This window comes from Nocardia sp. NPDC050697 (assembly GCF_040654395.1).
In the GTDB taxonomy this organism is placed as follows: Bacteria; Actinomycetota; Actinomycetes; order Mycobacteriales; family Mycobacteriaceae; genus Nocardia.
Window position 1 is genome coordinate 836837 of record NZ_JBFAHY010000001.1, and the last position, 18184, is coordinate 855020.

At 71.7% G+C, this 18184-nt stretch carries 20 protein-coding genes; 11 read left to right on the forward strand and 9 right to left on the reverse strand.

What is annotated here, in order from left to right:
- Positions 1–12: 12 nt before the first annotated feature.
- Positions 13–939 carry a DUF5996 family protein gene (locus tag AB0H71_RS04170; RefSeq protein ID WP_357014649.1) on the reverse strand — a complete coding sequence of 309 codons (927 nt, stop codon included), beginning with the start codon at positions 937–939 and terminating at the stop codon, positions 13–15.
- A 102-nt stretch (positions 940–1041) separates the two neighbouring features.
- Between AB0H71_RS04170 and AB0H71_RS04175 the strand changes: the two genes are divergently transcribed.
- Together AB0H71_RS04175 and AB0H71_RS04180 are read left to right on the forward strand one after the other, a co-directional pair.
- Positions 1042–1818 carry an alpha/beta fold hydrolase gene (locus AB0H71_RS04175; RefSeq protein WP_357014651.1) on the forward strand — a complete coding sequence of 259 codons (777 nt, stop codon included), beginning with the start codon at positions 1042–1044 and terminating at the stop codon, positions 1816–1818.
- A 31-nt stretch (positions 1819–1849) separates the two neighbouring features.
- The gene (locus tag AB0H71_RS04180; protein WP_357014653.1) at positions 1850–2479 is read left to right on the forward strand and encodes a hypothetical protein; all 630 of its coding nucleotides are present in this window, start codon (positions 1850–1852) and stop codon (positions 2477–2479) included.
- Positions 2480–2528: 49 nt separating this feature from the next.
- On the opposite strand, the gene AB0H71_RS04185 is transcribed toward AB0H71_RS04180, so the two are convergent.
- The 3 genes from AB0H71_RS04185 to AB0H71_RS04195 form a co-directional block, all read right to left on the reverse strand.
- A complete protein-coding gene (locus AB0H71_RS04185; protein WP_357014655.1) occupies positions 2529–4361 on the reverse strand; it encodes an ATP-binding cassette domain-containing protein in 1833 nt (610 codons plus the stop codon).
- 35 nt (positions 4362–4396) lie between these two features.
- Complete coding sequence (locus tag AB0H71_RS04190; RefSeq protein WP_357016159.1) at positions 4397–5509, reverse strand: 3-oxoacyl-[acyl-carrier-protein] synthase III C-terminal domain-containing protein; 1113 nt, start codon at positions 5507–5509, stop codon at positions 4397–4399.
- 128 nt (positions 5510–5637) lie between these two features.
- Positions 5638–7101, reverse strand: coding sequence for a fatty acid desaturase (locus tag AB0H71_RS04195; protein WP_357014657.1), 1464 nt, complete (start codon positions 7099–7101; stop codon positions 5638–5640).
- A gap of 439 nt (positions 7102–7540) precedes the next feature.
- On the opposite strand from AB0H71_RS04195, the gene AB0H71_RS04200 reads away from it, so the two are divergent.
- Positions 7541–8380: an LppX_LprAFG lipoprotein gene (locus tag AB0H71_RS04200; protein WP_357014659.1), complete on the forward strand. Its 840-nt coding sequence runs from the start codon at positions 7541–7543 to the stop codon at positions 8378–8380.
- An 81-nt stretch (positions 8381–8461) separates the two neighbouring features.
- Here the strand turns inward: AB0H71_RS04200 and AB0H71_RS04205 are convergent, their stop codons facing one another.
- Positions 8462–9088 carry a TetR/AcrR family transcriptional regulator gene (locus AB0H71_RS04205; protein WP_357014661.1) on the reverse strand — a complete coding sequence of 209 codons (627 nt, stop codon included), beginning with the start codon at positions 9086–9088 and terminating at the stop codon, positions 8462–8464.
- Positions 9089–9189: 101 nt separating this feature from the next.
- Here AB0H71_RS04205 and AB0H71_RS04210 point away from each other — a divergent pair, with 101 nt between their 5' ends.
- Genes AB0H71_RS04210 through AB0H71_RS04220 form a run of 3 tightly spaced genes read left to right on the forward strand, consistent with a single transcriptional unit; the run spans position 9190 to position 11498 of the window.
- Entirely contained in the window at positions 9190–9774 is a 585-nt protein-coding gene (locus AB0H71_RS04210) for a TetR/AcrR family transcriptional regulator (RefSeq protein ID WP_357014663.1), read from the forward strand.
- Positions 9771–10952 carry an NADH:flavin oxidoreductase gene (locus AB0H71_RS04215; protein ID WP_357014664.1) on the forward strand — a complete coding sequence of 394 codons (1182 nt, stop codon included), beginning with the start codon at positions 9771–9773 and terminating at the stop codon, positions 10950–10952. The genes AB0H71_RS04210 and AB0H71_RS04215 overlap by 4 nt, the downstream gene beginning before the upstream one ends.
- Positions 10953–10988: 36 nt before the next feature.
- Positions 10989–11498 carry an SRPBCC family protein gene (locus AB0H71_RS04220; RefSeq protein ID WP_357014666.1) on the forward strand — a complete coding sequence of 170 codons (510 nt, stop codon included), beginning with the start codon at positions 10989–10991 and terminating at the stop codon, positions 11496–11498.
- 29 nt (positions 11499–11527) lie between these two features.
- Here AB0H71_RS04220 and AB0H71_RS04225 read toward each other — a convergent pair whose 3' ends face one another.
- Positions 11528–12283 (reverse strand): NAD(P)H-binding protein, encoded by a 756-nt coding sequence (locus tag AB0H71_RS04225; RefSeq protein WP_357014668.1) that lies wholly within the window; start codon positions 12281–12283, stop codon positions 11528–11530.
- Positions 12284–12444: 161 nt separating this feature from the next.
- On the opposite strand from AB0H71_RS04225, the gene AB0H71_RS04230 reads away from it, so the two are divergent.
- The 3 genes from AB0H71_RS04230 to AB0H71_RS04240 all read left to right on the forward strand — a co-directional run bounded on the left by AB0H71_RS04230 (position 12445) and on the right by AB0H71_RS04240 (position 14453).
- Positions 12445–13227 (forward strand): MBL fold metallo-hydrolase, encoded by a 783-nt coding sequence (locus AB0H71_RS04230; protein WP_357014669.1) that lies wholly within the window; start codon positions 12445–12447, stop codon positions 13225–13227.
- Between the two features lie 88 nt (positions 13228–13315).
- The gene (locus AB0H71_RS04235) at positions 13316–13816 is read left to right on the forward strand and encodes a DUF1772 domain-containing protein (RefSeq protein ID WP_357014671.1); all 501 of its coding nucleotides are present in this window, start codon (positions 13316–13318) and stop codon (positions 13814–13816) included.
- Positions 13817–13826: 10 nt separating this feature from the next.
- The gene (locus tag AB0H71_RS04240) at positions 13827–14453 is read left to right on the forward strand and encodes a TetR/AcrR family transcriptional regulator (RefSeq protein ID WP_357014673.1); all 627 of its coding nucleotides are present in this window, start codon (positions 13827–13829) and stop codon (positions 14451–14453) included.
- A 3-nt stretch (positions 14454–14456) separates the two neighbouring features.
- Here AB0H71_RS04240 and AB0H71_RS04245 read toward each other — a convergent pair whose 3' ends face one another.
- Complete coding sequence (locus AB0H71_RS04245) at positions 14457–15035, reverse strand: TetR/AcrR family transcriptional regulator (RefSeq protein WP_357014675.1); 579 nt, start codon at positions 15033–15035, stop codon at positions 14457–14459.
- A 78-nt stretch (positions 15036–15113) separates the two neighbouring features.
- Between AB0H71_RS04245 and AB0H71_RS04250 the strand changes: the two genes are divergently transcribed.
- Positions 15114–16361, forward strand: a complete 1248-nt coding sequence (locus AB0H71_RS04250) for a glycosyltransferase (protein WP_357014676.1) — start codon at positions 15114–15116, stop codon at positions 16359–16361.
- Between the two features lie 7 nt (positions 16362–16368).
- Here AB0H71_RS04250 and AB0H71_RS04255 read toward each other — a convergent pair whose 3' ends face one another.
- Positions 16369–17343 (reverse strand): oxidoreductase, encoded by a 975-nt coding sequence (locus AB0H71_RS04255; protein ID WP_357014677.1) that lies wholly within the window; start codon positions 17341–17343, stop codon positions 16369–16371.
- A 100-nt stretch (positions 17344–17443) separates the two neighbouring features.
- Positions 17444–17911, reverse strand: a complete 468-nt coding sequence (locus AB0H71_RS04260) for a hypothetical protein (RefSeq protein ID WP_357014679.1) — start codon at positions 17909–17911, stop codon at positions 17444–17446.
- Here AB0H71_RS04260 and AB0H71_RS04265 point away from each other — a divergent pair.
- Positions 17901–18155: a hypothetical protein gene (locus AB0H71_RS04265; protein ID WP_357014680.1), complete on the forward strand. Its 255-nt coding sequence runs from the start codon at positions 17901–17903 to the stop codon at positions 18153–18155. The genes AB0H71_RS04260 and AB0H71_RS04265 overlap by 11 nt on opposite strands.
- Positions 18156–18184: the final 29 nt, after the last annotated feature.

An 18184-nucleotide genomic window follows, 5' to 3' on the forward strand; every position in this document is an offset into this window, starting at 1 on the left:
GGTAGCCCGCCCTCAGCGCAGGTGCTTGCGTAGCCGCTCGGGATCGTCCTCGAGGAAGCCGCGATCCCAGTCGGCCAGGGTGGCGGCGGCCGCGTAGCTGGAGTCCAGGAACTCCAGCAGGGTGCGGTCCGGGTCCGCCGATTCGGCGACCGCCTCGTAGGGAAGCACGAATTCGCCCAGCTCGCGGCGGTATTCGGCGGCGCCGGGGCCGATCGGGTGCTCGGCGTAGCCGGGCGGCTCCGGGTAGGCGTAGGCGTAGAAGGCGCCCTCCTCGCCGCCGCCCGGCCAGAAGCCGCAGCTCGCCAGCTCCTGCGAGTACCCCTCCAGCATCACCCAGTCGGCGCAGTTGGGGGCGCCGCCCGGGTGCGGCGGCGCGGTGCGCCCGGAGAACCGGGTGCACGCGAGATCCATGGCGCCCCAGAAGAAGTGCACCGGGCTCGACTTGCCGACGAACCGCGACCGGTAGATCCCGAACACCCGATCCACCTGGATCAGCTGCCGCCAGAACCGCTGCACCGCGGCACCGTCATAGGCGGCGTGCGTGGTGTCCTCGGCGAAGGGGATCGCCACCGGCACCTCGTTCGGCACCGGCCGGATGGTCGCCGGCACCCGTAGCTCGGTGAGCGCCGCCATCACCTCGCCGTAGAAGTCGGCCACGGTCTTCGGCTCCAGCGCCACCGCGCGGCTCTCCCCCGCGCTGGTCCGGGCCAGCAGCCGGTGCTCGACGAAGTCGAACTCCAGGTCGAAGACGCCATCCGGGTACGGGATCGCCGAGGTGGTCAGCCCGCGCGGGGTCACGTACAGCGCGACCTCCCACCAGTGGTTGACCAGCGGCGCGTGCGCCATCCGGATCTTGCCGACGATCTGGGTCCACATGTGCAGCGTGTCCCTGGTGTCCGTCCACTCCGCCACCCGCAGCCGGGGCCATTTCCCGCTCATCCCCCGAGCTTGCCACAGATTAGCCGGAACCGACGCTTGCTTATACGTACACTTCTACTTATAGTTCTTCTACGTATACATCTACGCATAGGAGTTGAGCAGATGCGCACCGAACTCGCGAAGCCCTGGACCGGCATGGTCCCGGTCGACGACACCGCGCTCGCCGTCGCGGATTCCGGCGGCACGGGCCCAGCCGTCGTCTACCTCAACGGCGCCTACGCGGGCCGCAGGCACTGGCGGCCGGTGATCGCCGAGCTGGGCGCCGATTTCCGGCACATCGGCTACGACGAACGGGCCCGCGGCGGCTCCCAGCGCTCGGCGGACTACTCCTTCGCGGGCTGCCTCCGCGATCTGGACGCGGTGCTCGACGCCACCGGCGCGGAGCAGCCGGTGCTGGTCGGCTGGTCCTTCGGCGCGCTCATCGCGGCGCACTACGCGGCGCGGCACCCGGAGCGGGTGCGCGGCGTCGTCGCCGTCGACGGCGCCCTGCCCTACGGCCTCACCGGCCCCGAGGGGCGGGAGCGGATCCGGAGGCTCTTCGCCCGGATGGGCCCGCTGCTTCCGCTGGCCCGCCCCTTCGGGCTGGCCGCCAGGATGAGCGCCGCGCAGCACGCCGAGATCAATATCGAGGCCAACGAGCTGCACGCCGCGCTGGCGCCGGTGCTGGAGCAGGTGCGCGTCCCCCTGCGCTACGTGCTGGCCACCGGCAAGAACCTCGGCGGCGGCGCGGAGGAGATGGAGGCCGCGCGCGCCTCGCTCGACCCGGTGCTCGCCGCCAACCCGCACCTGCGGGTCAGCGCCAAGGTCGCGAGCAACCACTCGCACATCCTGCGCAAGGACTTCCGCGCCGTCGCCGACGCCGTCCGCGCCCTGTACTGACCAACCCCCCCGTAAATAAGGAGAGAGAACCATGACCACCTTCAGCACCCCCGCCCCGATCACCGCCACCATCGACGTGCCGGTCGGAAACGTCACCGTGACCGCGACCGACCGCGCCGACACCGCGGTCGAGATCCGCCCCGCCGACCCGTCGAGCAAGGCCGATGTGCGGGCCGCCGAGCGGTTCCGGGCCGAGTTCGACGGCACCGCGCTGACCGTCGAGCTGCCCCGCGGCCGCTGGAACCCGTTCGGCGGCACCCCGTCGGTCGAGGTCGAGGTCCAGGTGCCGACCGGCTCCCGGCTGGCGGTCACCCTCGCCGTCGGCCGCCTGCACACCGCGGGCGCCTTCGACGGCTGCGAGCTCACCGTGGCCGACGGCGCGGTCCGGATCGAGCGGCCGCGCGGCGCGGTCACCGCGGTGGTGGCGCGCGGTGACATCCGGGTCGAGGACGCCTCGAGCGGGGTGCTCCGGCTGGAGACCTCGACCGGGGAGCTCGAAGTCGGCATCCGCCCCGGCAGCGCGGCGCGGCTGTCGACGCACGAGTCCTTCGGCCCGGTGCGCAACCTGCTGGAGCCCGCGAAGGCGGGCGCCGAGCTGGTCGAGGTGCACGCCCGGAACTCGTACGGCCCGATCGTGGTCGGGCACGCGGTCGCGGTCTGAGCGAAGAACAGCAGTGACCCCGCGAGTACTCGCGGGGTCACTGCGGCGCTCAGGCGGCGACCCGCCCGAAATCCAATTTGACCAGCTGGTCGGCGCGGTCGAAGTACCGGTCGTCGTGGGTGATCACGATGACGGTCTTGCCGCGGCGCTTGAGGTCGCCGAGGATCTCGTCGTAGAAGACGTCGCGGAAGCGCGGCTCCTGGTCGGCGGCCCACTCGTCGAAGAGGTAGATCGGGCGATCCTCCAGCAGCGCGGTGAGCAGCGCGAGCCGCTTGCGCTGCCCCTGCGAGAGCGCGATCGTGGAGAGCTTCCCGTCCCGCACCGTCACCTTGTCCGCGATCCGCAGCTGCTCCAGGTAGTGCCGCACCTCGTCGTCGATGCCGGGCCGGTCGAAGCCGAGGTAGTCCTCGAAGAGGTGGAAATCGGTGAACACCGCCGAGGAGTTCTGCCGGAACCACTCCACGTTCTCGTGGTCGATCTTCTCGCCGTTCAGCGAGACCGAGCCGGTGCGCGGCACGTACAGCCCGGTGATCAGCTTGGCCAGCGTCGACTTGCCGCTGCCGTTGCCGCCCACCACGAAGGTGATCTGCCCCGGCTCGAAGACCAGGTCCAGCGGGCCGAGCGCGAAACCGGTGGCCTCGGCGGTCTCCAGCACCGGTGCGCCCATGGGCACCGGGTGGTGGTCCCGGCCACCGTGGTCGATCCGGCGACGCCCGTTCACATCCGGCGCGGGATGCGGCCGGCCCGGGTGCGGGTGGCCGGGGTGCGCTCCGCGCGGCGGCGGCCCACCGGGCGGCCTGCCACCCGGCCGCTTGCCGGGGTGCGGCGGCGGCGCGCCCGGCCCGTCCTCGAACGGCGCGGGCGGCTCGCTGGCGTAGTGGTAGCCGACATTGCTCAGCTCCAGCCGGGCCGACTCCACCACCGGACGCTCGGTGTAGGGCAGCTGCTCCTCGTTGTGCAGCGTCGCCATGGAGAGGTTCATGGTGCGGATCTTGGCCAGCGCCACGTCACCGCGGACCAGGTCCGGCAGCCGGTGCATGAAGTTCTGCATCGGCATCGCCAGGAAGGTGGTGACCAGGACGTACCCGATCATCACGTCGCGCGGCAGGTCGAGCGCGGCGGCGATGGCGAACAGGATCAGCGCCATGGTGCCGAGCTGCAGGAACTGGCCGAGCCCCTGCGCCACCGAGAACTTCTGGCTCGCCGCCACGTTCTGGTCGCGCAGCGTGCGGGCCGAGCCGAGCAGGTGCCGCTCCATGAAGTCGTGGCGCCTGCCGCGGTGCAGCTTGAGCTCCTTGATCCCGAGCGTGACCGCCTGGAAGGAGCTCAGCAGCAGGTCCTCGTTCTCCCGCGCCCGGTGGTAGATGGCGCGCACCCGGCGCAGGAAGAGCTCCACGCAGCAGATGCCGATCAGCGTGCCCGCCACGCTGATCGCGAAGATCGGCCCGGAGAGCACCGCGAGGAAGACGAAGCAGCCGACGATGGTCGCCACGTCGATGCAGATGGCCGGGATCGCGGTGACCGCCTGCGAGAGCGAGCGCACATCCTCGGTGAGCGTCGCGAGCAGCCGGTGCGAGCCGAGCCGCTCCAGGTGCTCCAGCGGCGCGGAGACCACGCCGCCGCTGAGGTCGGCGCGCAGCCGGTAGATGGCCTCCTGCGCCAACCGGATCAGCAGGATCTGCGAGATCAGGCCGCTCACCAGCAGGACGACTCCGGTGAGGACGAACCGCGGCAGCAGGTCGTCCGGCCGCGGACCCGGCGACACCACAGCGTTGATGAGGGTGACCAGGTAGGTATTGGCGGCGCCGGCGACCAGGCCGGAGGCGACGACGCCCGCGATCCGCACCCAGGAGATCGAGATGAGGAATCTGATGAGTTGCATTGTCTCTGTGCTTTCGGAAAGTGCCGGCGGTGCGATTACCGGCGGATGATGTCGAAGATCATGCCTTCGAGCGTGACGCCGGGGGCGAAGGAGAACGCCACCCCGGTCGAGATCGGTGCGGTGCTGTCGGCGGCGCCGATCATCCGCTGCAGGACGAAGATCAGGGAGACGCTGAGCATGTTGCCGTGCTCGGCGAGCACCTCCCAGCTCACCGCGGCGGCCTCGGCGGGCAGCCCGAGCGAGCGCGCCGACTCCTCGATGATCTTCGGGCCGCCCGGGTGGATGGCCCAGAGCGCGACATCGGACTTGCGCAGCCCGTGCTGCGCGAGCCGCCGGGTGACCACCGGGTCGACGCCCTCGTAGATGTACCTCGGCAGCTCCTCGGCGAGCTCGCAGGTGATGCCGTTGTGGTTCACCCCGAGCACGATGCCGTCCTCGGCGTCGTCCAGCAGGTGGCTGAAGCTGTCCCGGATGACGACCTTGCCCGGGGCCAGCGGCTGGTGCACCTTGCTCGCGCCGATCACCACCGCGCCGCAGCCGTCGCCGAAGAGGCTGTGCGTGATCACGTCGTTGACGTCGTCGGCGAAGACGGCGTTCACCGAGCTGAGCTCGATGCAGATCAGCATGGCCTTCTTGTCCGGGTGCGCCCGGACGTAGTCGACCGCGGTGCGCATGCCGTTCATGGCGGCGGCGCAGCCCATGAAGTTGACCACCACCCGGCCCACCGACGGCGCCAGCCCGAGCTGCTTGACCACCGCGACATCCACGCCGGGGGCGATGAACCCGGTGCTGGTCACGAAGACCAGCAGCCCGATCTCGGCCGGATCGTCGATGCCGTCCAGTGCCCGCCCGGCGGTGTCCACGGCCAGCGGGACCGCGTGCTCGTGGAAGAGGTTCATCCGCTCCCGGATGGTGCCCGGCTCGCGGCTGTAGGCGAGGAACTCCGGATCCAGCGGGTCCACCGCGAGCCGGCGGGTGTCGATCCTGGTCTTCCGGTACACCCGGGCGATCCGGGTGCGCTGCCGCTCGTCGCCGAACAGCTCGGCGACCCGCTCGGCCGCGGCCGCCTGGTCGAAGACCTGCCGCGGCGAGCCGGTGGCGATGCTCTCGATCACCCCGACCGTGGTCGGCGGCGCCGGCGGCAGCATCCGGGTGGCGATGTCGTGCCCGTGCTCCCCATCCGCCAGCAGGCGGGTTGTCCCCGGGCGATTGCCCTCGTCGATCGTTACAGACACGACCTTCTACCTTTCAGTGATGTGTGACCGTGGAATGCGGCTCAGACGGTGCCGATTCCGGTGAAGCCCTGGACCGTGTAGACGGCGCAGGTCTTCAGTGCCGACGGCGAGAAGTGCTCGCGCACGAACCCCCAGTTGCGTTCTTTCGCCTCGTCGGAGCGGGAAAGCAGATACGTCCGGATCTGTTTCGGGAAACGATCGGTGAGGAAACTCTTCGCGGGCAGCCACTCCACCCCGAATTTCTCCGCCTCCTCGCGCAGCACGTCCTCGGTCGCGATATTCGCGAAACCGCTGCGCTGGTAGGGCAGCACGTGGTGCACCCGGTGCGAGCTCAACCCGGCGGAGAGGAAGCAGTCGATGTAGCGATTGCCGACCACCTTCAGGTCGTAGGCCTGCTCCAGCTGGTTGATGCCCCAGTCCTCGGTGTCGGTGTGCGTCTCCTCGGTGTCCAGCTCGAAATCGTGGCTCGCCACCACCAGGAAGGTGCTGATCCAGAGCGAGATGACGAACTGCAGCGCCCAGGCCAGGAAGTCACCGGCGATCAGGAAGGCCACCATCTCGGCGACCAGCAGGAAGCGCACCCCGAACGAGCCGATGAAGTGCGGCAGCGCGCCGCGCATCGAGCCGTACATCTCCTTGACGCCCACCTTGCGGGTGAGCCGGCAGACGTCGAGCAGCCGGATCGTCATGCCGGTCAGCGTGTGCCCGAATTTGTGCAGCGTGTGCACCGGCATCCGGTACAGCCGCGGCACCCGCATCATCATGGTGAAGACGTTCTTCTTGATGTCGACTTCGCTCTGCGTGTGCGGGTGGTGCAGCAGCGCGTGGCCGTCCGCGGTGACGAAGGAGAGCGCGACGTAATTCAGGTCGAAGGCATTCACCCAGACCTTGTTCATGCCCTTCTGCGCCCGGTGGATGGCGTAGTGGCCGAATCCGGCGAGCGCGCTGCGCAGCACCACCATGGCGAGCACGAAGAGCGGCAGCGGCATCCAGCCCGGCTCGAAGAGCCGCAGCCCCTGCACCGCGAAGTAGGCCACCGCCAGCACCGCGACCACGATGTTGAAAAGGGTGTCCATGCGCTTGATCCGGGCGGCCAGCGCGGGCTCGCGGAGCCGGGCGCGCACCCGGTGCAGCAGGTCGTCGGAGTTCCCGAAGGAGTACTTCGGGGTGTCGCGCCAGCTGTCGAAGCCCTCCTTGAAGAGGAAGTCCGGCGCGTTGTTCTTCGGGTGGATGTCCTCCGGCAGCGCGTCGCGGTCGAGCGCGTAGCGCTCCAGCATCCGCTCCACGGCCTGCGGGTTCTTGTGGTACGACCCGATGATCGAGGTGATGTCCCGGTTCTTGGTCCGGCCGATGAAGAACTCGCCGCCCGGATGCTTGGAGATCCAGTCGCTGAGGTCGTAGGCCCGGCCGTTGTAGATCCAGACGTTCGAGATCGGGGGCGGCCCGTCGGGCGGCGGGGGACGACGGAAGTCCTGCTCCTCCGTCGCGGGGCGGGTGTCGGTCATCGGTGTCCTTCGTGCTGTGTTCGCCGGTGTCTCGGGCCGTATCGCTCGAACCCGGGATTTGATTTCAGACACCGAGCGGCTCGGCACGCGGTGCCGCTCCATTCCGGTCCGGCCCGGAAGGTTCCCCCAGGTCACGCGGTCCGTCTCGGTGGTCATGCTCAGTATGGTGCGTCGTCTCGCCTACAGCGCACTGAACGATTCCTTAAGCCGGAACCGGGTCGCGCCGCGTTTGCCGACGGCTCTATGCGAGACGACCGCGCACAGGGTAACGTTCCGGCCCGCAGCGGCTTCCGACCGTGGTTCGGCCATGGGTCGGCCACCGAGGATCACGGCCGGCGAAGGCTCCTCCTCCGCCGGAGGGGTCGCTGTGCCCACCCCGGCAGCATCTGCTGCCACTCCACCCCGGTCATCCGACCACGCACTCTTACGGGGGCAGACCATGAGTGACCCGACAATGTCCGAATCCACCGCCATCCGGCGCGGTACCCGCCGGCTCACCCCGGCGCGCTTCGGCACCGCCGCCGTCGCGGCCTCGCTCCTCGCGGCCATCCTGACCGGTTGCGGCACCGACGATTCGAGCACCGGCACCAGCACCGCCGCGACCGCCACCGGCGCGCTGCCCGATGCCGCGCAGATCGTGCAGGAGTCCGCGCGCACCACGCAGACCCTGCAGGCCGTGCACCTGGAGCTGGAGGTCGAGAACATCCAGAACCTGCCGGTCGAGCAGGTCGACGCGGACGTCACCAACCAGCCGCAGGGCCAGGGCGCCGCCCAGGGCAGCGCCACCGTGCGGACCAAGCCGGACGCGCCGTTCGTCGAGGCCGACTTCGTCGTGGTGGACAAGACCATGTGGGTCAAGCTCGAGGACGGCAAGTTCGCCGACCTCGGCCCCTCGGAGAAGGTCTACGATCCGGGCATCATCCTGGACAAGGACAAGGGGCTGGCGAACGTCATCGCCAAGGTGCAGAACCCCAAGGTCGAGGGGCGCGAGAGCGTCGAGGGCACCGCGGTCGTCAAGGTCAGCGGCACCATCGACTCCTCGGTCATCGACCCCATCGTGCCCCGGGTGGGCGAGGGCGGCGGGACCTTCCCGATCACGCTCTACATCGCCGACGTCGCGCCGCCGAACACCTCGGCCGCGGCCAAGCCCTCCGACGCGCCGTCGGCGGGCGACGGGCCGAACCTGGTGCGGGCCGTGGTCAAGAAGGGGGACGGCACGATCAACGTGACGCTCTCCGACTGGGCCGAGCCGGTCACGGTCACCAAGCCCGCGAACTGACGGCTACCGGCCCCTCGGGGCCGGACCCCCGAGCCGGGTGCCCACCGCGAATCCGCGGCGCGCACCCGGCTTTCGCGTGTCCTAGGCGATCGCGGCCACAGGCTCGGCGCGCACCGCCGGCGCGACCCAGCGGCGCAGGTAGGCGCGGAGCTCGGCGCCGCGCCGCGGCGGCGCCGCGCCGTCCACCGCCTCCTCGACGAAGGAGAGCAGGACGCGGACCAGGAACTCGATCAGCCCGTCGAACTCCGCACCGGTGAAACCGTGCGCCGCCCACTCGACGTCGGTGCGGCCGAATGCCTCCCGGCAAGCACTCAGCGCCACCTCGGAGAGCGCGTACCGGGAGAAGGCGGTGCCCTGCCCGGTGTTCATGAGCGCGGTCAGGTACCGCTCCCCCGGCAGCTCCTCGACGGTGAACGCCACCGCCTCCACCGCCAGCTCGGCCGGGTCGGCGCGCCCGGCCAGGTGCGCGACCAGCCGGTCCACGAAGCTGTCCCGCGCCGCGTACCCGACCGCGGCGAAGAGCGCCTCGGTGCTCGGGTAGTAGCGGTACACCGTCTGCCGGATCACCCCGAGCTCCGCCGCCACGTGGGAGAGGCTGGTCCGGCGCGCGCCGTGGGTGTCGATACACCGCATGGCGGCGGTCAGGATGCGCTCCCGCGCCTCCGCCGGGCCGCTCGGCGGCGAGCCGTTCCACGCCGGTCGTTTCATGGCTCCAGTGTGCGGGAGCGCGCGGGCCCGGATTCCGGCCGGTCCCGGCAACTGTTCAATCAGTGATTGAACAACCGATTGAAACGTGTTCTAATCCAACCGTGGGACGAGCCGAGACCGGGACGCGCGAGCGCATCCTCACCAGTGCCGAGCGGCTGCTGCTCGAATCCGGGTACGACCGGGTGTCGGTGCGCGCCGTGTGCGCCGCCGCCGGGGTGAACCCGGCCGCCGTGCACTACCACTTCGGCTCCAAGGAGGCGCTGGTCGCCGCGCTGCTCGAGGCCAGGCTCGGCCCGCTCTGGCAGACCACGCTGGACGACCTCGCCGCCGGCGCGCCCGACGTGCGCGCGGTGGTCGCGGCGCTCATCGCCCCGCTCGCCGAGCTCGCCGCCGACCCCACCGGCCGCCTCTACCTACACCTGCTGGCCCGCATGGTGCTCGGCAGGCGGCCGGTGCCCTGGGCCGCCACCTGGTTCCGGCTCGAGCCCTGGGTGGCGCTGCTGCGCGAGCTGGTGCCCGGCCTCGACGCCGCCACCGCGCAGCGGCGCTGGCTGCTCGCCTTCGATCTGGTGCTCGGCCAGTTCGGCGATCCGCTCGCCGGCGACCGGGTGCTCTCCCCCGCCGCGGTGGCAGCCCTCACCGCGTTCGTGAGCGCGGGGCTCGCACTCTCCCCGGAGGAAGAATGAACGACGTGTTCGCCCCGGCCACGCTGGGGCCGATCCGGCTGCGCAACCGGGTGGTCAAATCCGCCACCTTCGAGGCCCGCACCCCGGACTCGCTGGTCACCGACGATCTCATCGAGTACCACCTGCGCCCGGTGCGCGGCGGGGTCGGGCTGACCACCGTCGCCTACTGCGCGGTGGCGCCGGAGGGCCGCACCGAGCGCAGGCAGATCTGGATGCGGCCGGAGGCGGTGCCCGGGCTGCGCAGGCTCACCGACGCCGTGCACGCCGAGGGCGCCGCGGTGAGCGCGCAGCTCGGCCACGCCGGCCCGGTCGCCAATGCCGCCTCGAACCGGGCGCCCGCGCTCTCGCCGAGCCGCTTGTTCAGCCCGCTCGGCATGGCCGCGACCCGGCGCCCGAGCGCGGCCGAGGTGCGCGGGCTGGTCCGCGCGCACGCCGAGGCCGCGGTGCTGGCGCAGGATGCCGGATTCGACGCCGTCGAGCTGCATTTCGGGCACAACTACCTGGTCAGCGCCTTCTTCAGCCCGCTGCTGAACCACCGCCGCGACGAGTACGGCGGCGCGCTGGCGAACCGGGCCCGCTTCGCCAGGGAGATCGCCACCGCGGTGCGCGAGCGGGTCGGACCGAGCATGGCCGTCACCGCCAAGCTGAGCATGGACGACGGCGTGCGCGGCGGGCTCGAGCTCCCCGAGAGCCTGCAGATCGGGCGCTGGCTGGAGGCCGACGGCGCGCTGGACGCACTCCAGCTCACCGCGGGCAGCTCGCTGCTCAACCCCATGTACTTCTTCCACGGCAGCGCGCCGCGCCGGGAGTTCGCCCGCGTCTTCCCGCCGCCGCTGCGCTGGGCGATGCAGGCAGGCGGCCGCTTCTTCCTGCGCGAATACCCCTACCGCGAGGCCTACCTGCTCGACCTGGCGCAGCAGTTCCGGCGCGAGCTGACCATGCCGCTCATGCTGCTCGGCGGCATCACCACCAAGCCGACCATGGATCTGGCCATGGCGAAGGGCTTCGAATTCGTCGCCATGGCACGGGCCCTGCTCCGCGAGCCCGATCTGCTGCACCGGCTGCGCGCCGACCCGGCCACCGAATCGCTCTGCACCCACTGCAATGTCTGCATGACCACGATCTTCCACCGCACCCGCTGCGTCCTGGCCCGCCCGGACGAGCCGGTTCAGCTCTGACGTTTCCGTCGCCGCGGCGTGCGTAGAGTCCGGGGCATGGCCCGAACCCTGCAGATCTCCGACAGCATCGTGATCGCCGTCGACCCCGCGACCGCGTACGAGAACATCGCCGACGTCACCCGCATGGGTCGCTGGAGCCCGGAGAACACCGGCGCCGTGCTCGATGCCCCCGGCCGCCCGGCGCGGGTCGGCGACACCTTCATCGGCGCCAATGCGCGCCGCGGCATGCGCTGGCACACCGAGTGCGTGGTGACCGCCGCCGAGCCGGGCAGCCGCTTCGCCTTCCAGGTGCGGCGCTGGGGCGTGCGCAAGCCCGCGCTCCGGGTGGCCGTGGCGACCTGGGAGTACCGCTTCGAGCCGGTCGACGGCGGCACCCGGGTCACCGAGACCTGGATCGACGACCGCACGGGCTGGCCGGACCCGGTGGCGGCGGTCTTCGACCGGCTCGTCACCGGCAAGCGCGGCTTCGCCGAGTTCCAGCGGGGCAATATCCGGCGCACCCTGGCCCGGCTCCGGGAGGTCCTGGAGTCCGAGCAGGTCGGTTGACCGTACGGGCCAATATGGCGGGCGGTCGGTCAGCCGGCCGGGTGGTGTTCGTCCAGCCAGGCGGCGAAGTCCGGCCCGGCCAGCTCGGCCGCCGGACCGGGCAGCAGCCCACCGCCCGCCTGCAGCGCGGCATCCGGCACGGTGTCGTCGGTGGACTCCAGCACCCGCGCCGGCGCGCCGAGCCGCTCGGCGAGCGCCCGCACCGCGGTCACCAGATCCAGTGCCTCCGGCCCCGCCAGCTCGAGCCGCGCGGGCGCCTCGGCGGCGAGCGCGAGATCGGCGAGCCGCTCCGCCACGGTCCGCGCGTTCACCAGCTGGGTGCGCATGCGCGGCACGGTCGCGGTGTCGCCGACGGTGGTCCAGTTCAGCATCATCTCGGTGAACTCGTGGAACTGGGCGGCGCGCAGAATCCGCACCGGCACCGTCCCTTCCAGGTAGGCGTGCTCCTGGGCCAGCTTCCCGGCGTAGTGCCCGGCGGTGGTGTCGTCGATCCCGATGATCGAGAGCAGCACGATGTGCCGCACCCCGGCCCGCGCCGCCGCCGCGCGCACCCGCGCCGCGACGGTGCCGAAGAAATCGCGCACCGCCGCGGTCTCCTGCAGCGGTGAGTTCACCGCGTCGACGATCACGTCCACTCCGGCCAGTGCCGCATCCAGCCCGGCACCGGTGTAGGCGTCCACCCCGGACGCCCGGGTCAGCGCGATCACCTCGTGGCCGCGACCGCTGAGCACCGCGGTCACGTCCCGGCCGATGAGCCCGCTCGCCCCGAGTACCGCCACCCGCATGTCGTTCTCCTTCGTTCGGTGTCTGTCGAGGGGGTGACGACACGGCGAACGGATGTGTGACAACCGGGCGCGCAAACGCCGGGCATTCCGTAGGTTGTCGGTGTCCGCCCTCGTGGCCGAGGCCGGACGCCCCTCCCCTTCGACGACGACGGAACGCGCCCGTGAAAGTCCACCACCTGAACTGTGGCAGCATGCATCCCCCCGCGACGGCCGACCTGGTCTGTCATGTCCTGCTGGTCGAGGCACCCGGCTCGCTGGTGCTGGTCGACACCGGCTTCGGCCTGCACGACATCGTCGACCCGGCGGCCAGGATCGGTCCGGTGCGGCACCTGCTCCGGCCCGCGCTGGAGCCGGCCGAGACGGCCGCGCGGCAGGTGGAGCGGCTCGGCTTCAAGCGCGACGACGTGCGCCACATCGTGCTCACCCACCTGGACGCCGACCACATCGGCGGGCTCACCGACTTCCCGCACGCCCAGGTGCACCTGACCTCGGCGGAGCTGCGCGGCGGCGTCACCGAGCCGACCTCGCGCGAGCGCATGCGCTTCCGCGCCGCGCAGTGGGCGCACGGCCCGAAATTCGTGCAGCACAACCCGGCGGGCGAGCCCTGGCGCGGGTTCGCCGCGGCCCGCGAGCTCACCGAGATCGCGCCGGGAATCGTGCTCATCGCGCTGCCCGGGCACACCCGCGGCCACGCCTGCGTCGCGGTGGACGCCGGGCGCCGCTGGATCCTGCACGCCGGGGACGCCTTCTACCACCCGGCCACGCTGGACGGCCGCTCCAAGGTGCCGTTCCCGCTGTCGTTCATGGAGTCGTCGGTCGCCTACGACCGGCACCGGGTCCGGGAGAACCACGCCCGGCTGGCCGAGCTCTACCGGCGCGGCGAGCCGGATCTGCGGATCGTCTGCGCGCACGACCCGTCGCTGCTGGCCGGATCGCTCACCTGAAATTCCCGCGCTCGGGGGAGATTTCGGGGTCCGGCTCCGGGTCGAGCCCGGATCCCGCGATCCCCCGCGCGGCCTAGCGTTTTCGTTCATGACACGCGCACGCACCATCGCACTCTGGCTCCTGGTGATCTTCGTCGGCATCCAATTCGGGGCCGGCTGGTACGAGAAGGTCATCGTGGTGCACCTGTGGGAGCAGGTGCCGCCCACGGACACGCTCGCCGCCATGACCGATTCCGGTTTCGAACGGGCGGGCAAGGCGTTCTGGCCGTTCGTCTCGCCGATGGTCGCGCTGCTCGCCCTGGTGAACATCGGCTTCGCCTGGCGCGCGCCGGGCCCGATGCGCCGCTGGTGGCTGGCGGCGGCACTGCTCATGACCACCTACGCGGTGGTCAGCTACGGCTGGTTCGTGCCGCAGATGGTGATCTTCCAGCGCGACGGCGCGGACTGGGAGCCCGACCGCATCGCCTCCTTCGTCGAGCTCTGGACCTCGGCGAACTACGCCAGGATGGCGCTCGGCGGGGCGGGCTGGCTCTGCGCGCTGCGCGCGCTCTCGCTCTCCGGCGACCGGGCGCGCCCGCTCGCCGATTAGCATCGCGGAAATGACCGGAACGGCCCCGAGCAGCAGCAGGCGCACCAATCGCCGAGGCGCGGCGACCCGCGAGTCCATGCTCGAGGCCGCGCTGACCTCGCTGGCGTCCGGCGATCCCGGCTCGGTCTCGGCCAATCGGATCGCCAAGGACATCGGGGTCACCTGGGGGGCGGTGAAGTACCAGTTCGGCGATATCGACGGGCTGTGGGCGGCGGTGCTGCACCGCACCGCCCAGCGGCGCGGCGAGCTCCCGGCCGGGCTGGCCCCCGGCGGCTCGCTCCGGGAGCGGGTCGCCGCCACCGTCGAGACGCTCTACCACGGCCTGACCGGCACCGATTCCCGCGCCATCGAGACGCTGCGCGCCGCGCTCCCGCGCGACCCGGCCGAGCTGGAGCGGCTCTACCCGCAGACCGCGGCCGAGCTGGTCTCCTGGCGGGCGGGCTGGAACGCCGCCTGCCAGAAGGCCTTCGCCGACCTCGACGTGGCCCCGGAGCGGGTGCGCGAGGTCGCCGCGTTCCTGCCGGGCGCCATGCGCGGCATCGTCTCGGAGAAGCAGCTAGGCACCTACGCCGACCTGGACGAGGCGCGCCGCGGCTTCACCGCCGCCATCGTCGCCTACCTGGAGCACTCGCGCTGAGCCTCAGCGCAGCAGCGCACGGACCAGCGTGAGCAGGTAGTCGACGGTGGCCTCCGGGCTCAGCCCCTGCTCCCGCCGCAGGCTGTGCCAGGTGCCGACGTTCAGCACCACCACCAGCAGATCGCCGAACCGGTCCAGCTCCTCCGGGCGGCTCGCAATCTCCGCCGCGAAGACCGTCTCCACCCAGTCCCGGTGGAAGCGGTGCCCGTCCTCGATGATCGGCAGCAGCTCCGGCATCCGCTCGGCGAGCGCGAGCAGCCGCCAGGTGCCCTCGCCGGTGCGCTCGTAATCCTTCACCACGGTGCGCACGATGGACTCCACGTCGCCCGGCACCGCCGCGGCGCGCTCCGCCTTCACCGCGGGCGCGAACCGCTCGGCCAGCCCGGCCAGGTACAGCCCGATCTTGCTGCCGAAGTGGTTGACCACGGTCTGCGTCGAAACCCCCGCCGCCACGGCGACATCCGCGATCGTCACCTCGTCGTACCAGGCGTCGACGAACAGCTCGATGGCCGCGTCCAGGATGGCCTCCCTGGTCTGCTCCCGCGCCCGCGCCCTCGCCGTCATCTCGTATCGGCGCGTCATCGCACCTACTTTCATTTACCCTTGACACAAATGAATTGAGTCTCATACTAGCAGAAGTCCCCCGAAACGGAGCCCGCCATGACCCGCTTCCTCGTCTACACCGCCCCGGCCACCGGCCACGCACTTCCCCTGGTCCCCGGCCTGCTCGAGCTGCGCCGCCGCGGCCACGAGGTGCACGTGCGCACCCTGCCCGCCCTGGTCGCCCCGCTGCGCGCCGCCGGGCTGTCCGCCGACGCCATCGATCCCCGGGTCACCGCGGTCGAGGTCACCGACTTCCGCGCCACCTCCGATACCGAGCGGCTGCGCAGCGGCCAGGTCGACCTCATGCGCCGCGGCGAGTTCGACGGCCCCGATCTGGACGCCGCCATCGCCGAGCACCGCCCCGACGTGCTGCTCGTGGACGCCATCGCCTACGGCGCGCAGACCCGCGCCCAGGCGTCGCCGCTGCCCGCCGCCATGGTGCTGCCCTCGGTGCTGCCGGTGCGCGGCCGCGGCGTCCCGCCCTACGGCCTCGGGCTGAAGCCGCTCTCCGGCCCGCTCGGCCGGGTGCGCGACGCGGTGGGGTGGAAGCTGGTGGAGCGCATGTTCGGCAAGGCCATGCTGCCCGGGCTGAACGCGCTGCGCCGGGAGTCCGGGCTGCCGGAATTCCGTTCCCCGCTGGACCAGTTCACCGCGCAGGACGCGGTGATCGTGCTCACCGGCGAGCCGCTGGAGTACCCGCGCACCGACCTGCCCGCGCACGTCCACCTGGTCGGCGCCCAGCCCTGGGACCTGCCCGCCGAGCGCCCCGCCTACCTGGACGAGCCCGGCGACCCCTGGGTCCTCGTCACCTGCTCCACCGACTACCAGGGCGACGAAGACCTGGCCCGAGTCGCCGTCGAGGCGCTGCGCGACCAGCCGGTCCGGGTGCTGCTCACCCTCGCCGAGGCCTACGAGGGCGCCCAGCTGGCAAGCGCGGGCAACATCCGGGTCGAGCGCTTCGCCCCGCACGGGCAGGTGCTGCCACACTGTGCCGCCGTGGTCACGCACGGCGGGTTCGGCATCGTCTCCAAGGCCATGGCCGCCGGGGTGCCGAGCGTCGTGGTCCCCTTCGGGCGGGATCAGCCGGAGATCGCCCGACGGGTGACCGAGGCCGGAGCCGGGGTCACGCTGCGGCCGAAGAAGCTGAACGCTGCGTCGCTGCGCGCGGCCGTCGAGCGGGCCAGGGGGCTCACCCCCGGCGCACAAGCCGCCGCGGCGCGGCTGCGGGCGCATGGCGGGGCCGCGCGGTTCGCGGATGTCGCCGAGGGGCTGGGTGCGCGAGCGGGGGCGGCGCTCACGCACTGACCCCCAGTCAGGCCAGGCCCGCCACCATTCCGGCCGCTCCGGTGGCGTCGAAGTCGTAGGTCACCTTCGTCAGCCGCTCCGACTCCGCCCAGAGCAGCCCGTTGGCGTGCGGATCCAGGGCGTGGCCGGCCATCGTCGCCGGTTCCGGGTAACCCCGGAGCCCCCGGCGCTCGGCCGGGCCGAAGTAGGCGCCACCGGCCGCCGCCGGGTCGGTGGCCGCGCGCAGCGTCGCGAGCGCCCCGATGGCGGCGGGCTGCTGCATCCACGCCACCAGCGGGCGCAGCACCCCGGAGTTGAGCTGCCGGGAGAGCGGGCCCATGTGGTCACCGAAGGCCGTGCGCACCGAGCCGGGGTGCGCGGCCGTCGCGATCGCCGGCGCGCCCGCGGCGTCCAGCCTGCGCTGGAGTTCGCGGATGAACATGAGGTTGGCGAGCTTGGAGTGCCCGTACACGGCCATGTTCCGATAGGGGCGGTGCGCGCACTGCAGGTCGTCGAGCGGCAGCGCGGCGCGGGCGTGCAGCAGGCTGCTGACGGCCACGATCCGCGCCCCGGGGTGCGGGGCGATGCGGTCGAGGAGCAGCCCGGTCAGGGCGAAGGGGCCGAGGTGGTTGGTGGCGAAAGTGGCCTCCGAGCCGTCCACCGACACGGTGCGGTGCTGGAAGGTGGTGCCCGCGTTGTTGACGAGGAGATCGATCCGGTCGAACTCGGCGCGGATTCGCTCGGCCGCGGCTCGTATCGACATGAGCGAAAGGAGATCCGCACGCACGGTGCGGAGTTCAGCATTCGGGGCGGTCTCTCGGATGCGGTCGGCCGCCGTCTCGGCGTTGCCGATGCTCCGGCAGACCAGCACGACCGTCGCGCCGCGCTCCGCAAGCAATCGGGCGGTCTCGAAGCCGAGGCCGCTGTTGGCGCCGGTGACGACGGCGGTGCGGCCGTGCTGGCCGGGGATGTCCGCCTCCGTCCATCGGGGGTCGGTGGTCATCGTTGGTCCTTCCGGTGGGTGTGGCGACACTCAATCGGCTCCGGGTGAACAGCGGTCGACGCTCAGGTTGTGTAGCAACGGAATTCAGGGCTCCGCCCGATCAGATCCGGGATCGAGCGCCGGGGCCGTTCCGGTGTTCGACGCGCCTGCGCCACCAGGCCAATCCGCCGAGCGTCGGCGATTTCGGGGGTTCGGTGCCGTTGCCGCTGTTCGACAGCGCAGTCCCGTCCGGGACGTCACGCGGTACGACCGCAACCCCGTTGCTTTCATTCAGGGCGTCGCTCTGTGCAGCCGAGACGTCGCTCGACGTCGCCGGTACGTCGCCCGGCACGTCGACAGAGCGCACCGTCGCGACCAGTTCAGCGAGCCGAGCACGGTGGTCGGCGCGGATCCGGTCGGCGAGTACCAGACCGGCCAGGATGTCCGGGTCGACATCGACCCCGGCCGCCGCGAGATCGGCGATCCACAACCGGGTAACGGCATCCCCGCGCAGCGGGCCGATCGCCGCCCCGGCCCGTAGAACCCCGGCCCTGACCAGCAACTCCCAGAGCCCGGTGGTGTCCGCCACGAGCTCCACATCGGCCCCGGCCACCGCGGGCAGGTCGCGCAGGGCCTCGGCACCGTCGAGCACCGTCTCCGGCGCGGCCGCGTGCAGGGCCGCCGCGACGCTCCACACCGCGCTCGGCTTCGGCACCGGAGCGGGCAGCGCGGCGGCCCAGCTGGATCCGCAGCGCGAGCTCATCGGGATCGGCCGCCCCGGCCTCGGTGACCAGCTCCTGAACGCCTGGCCGACGACCAGGTCATGGCGGTGATCGTCGTCATCGACGCGCTGGGATTCGTG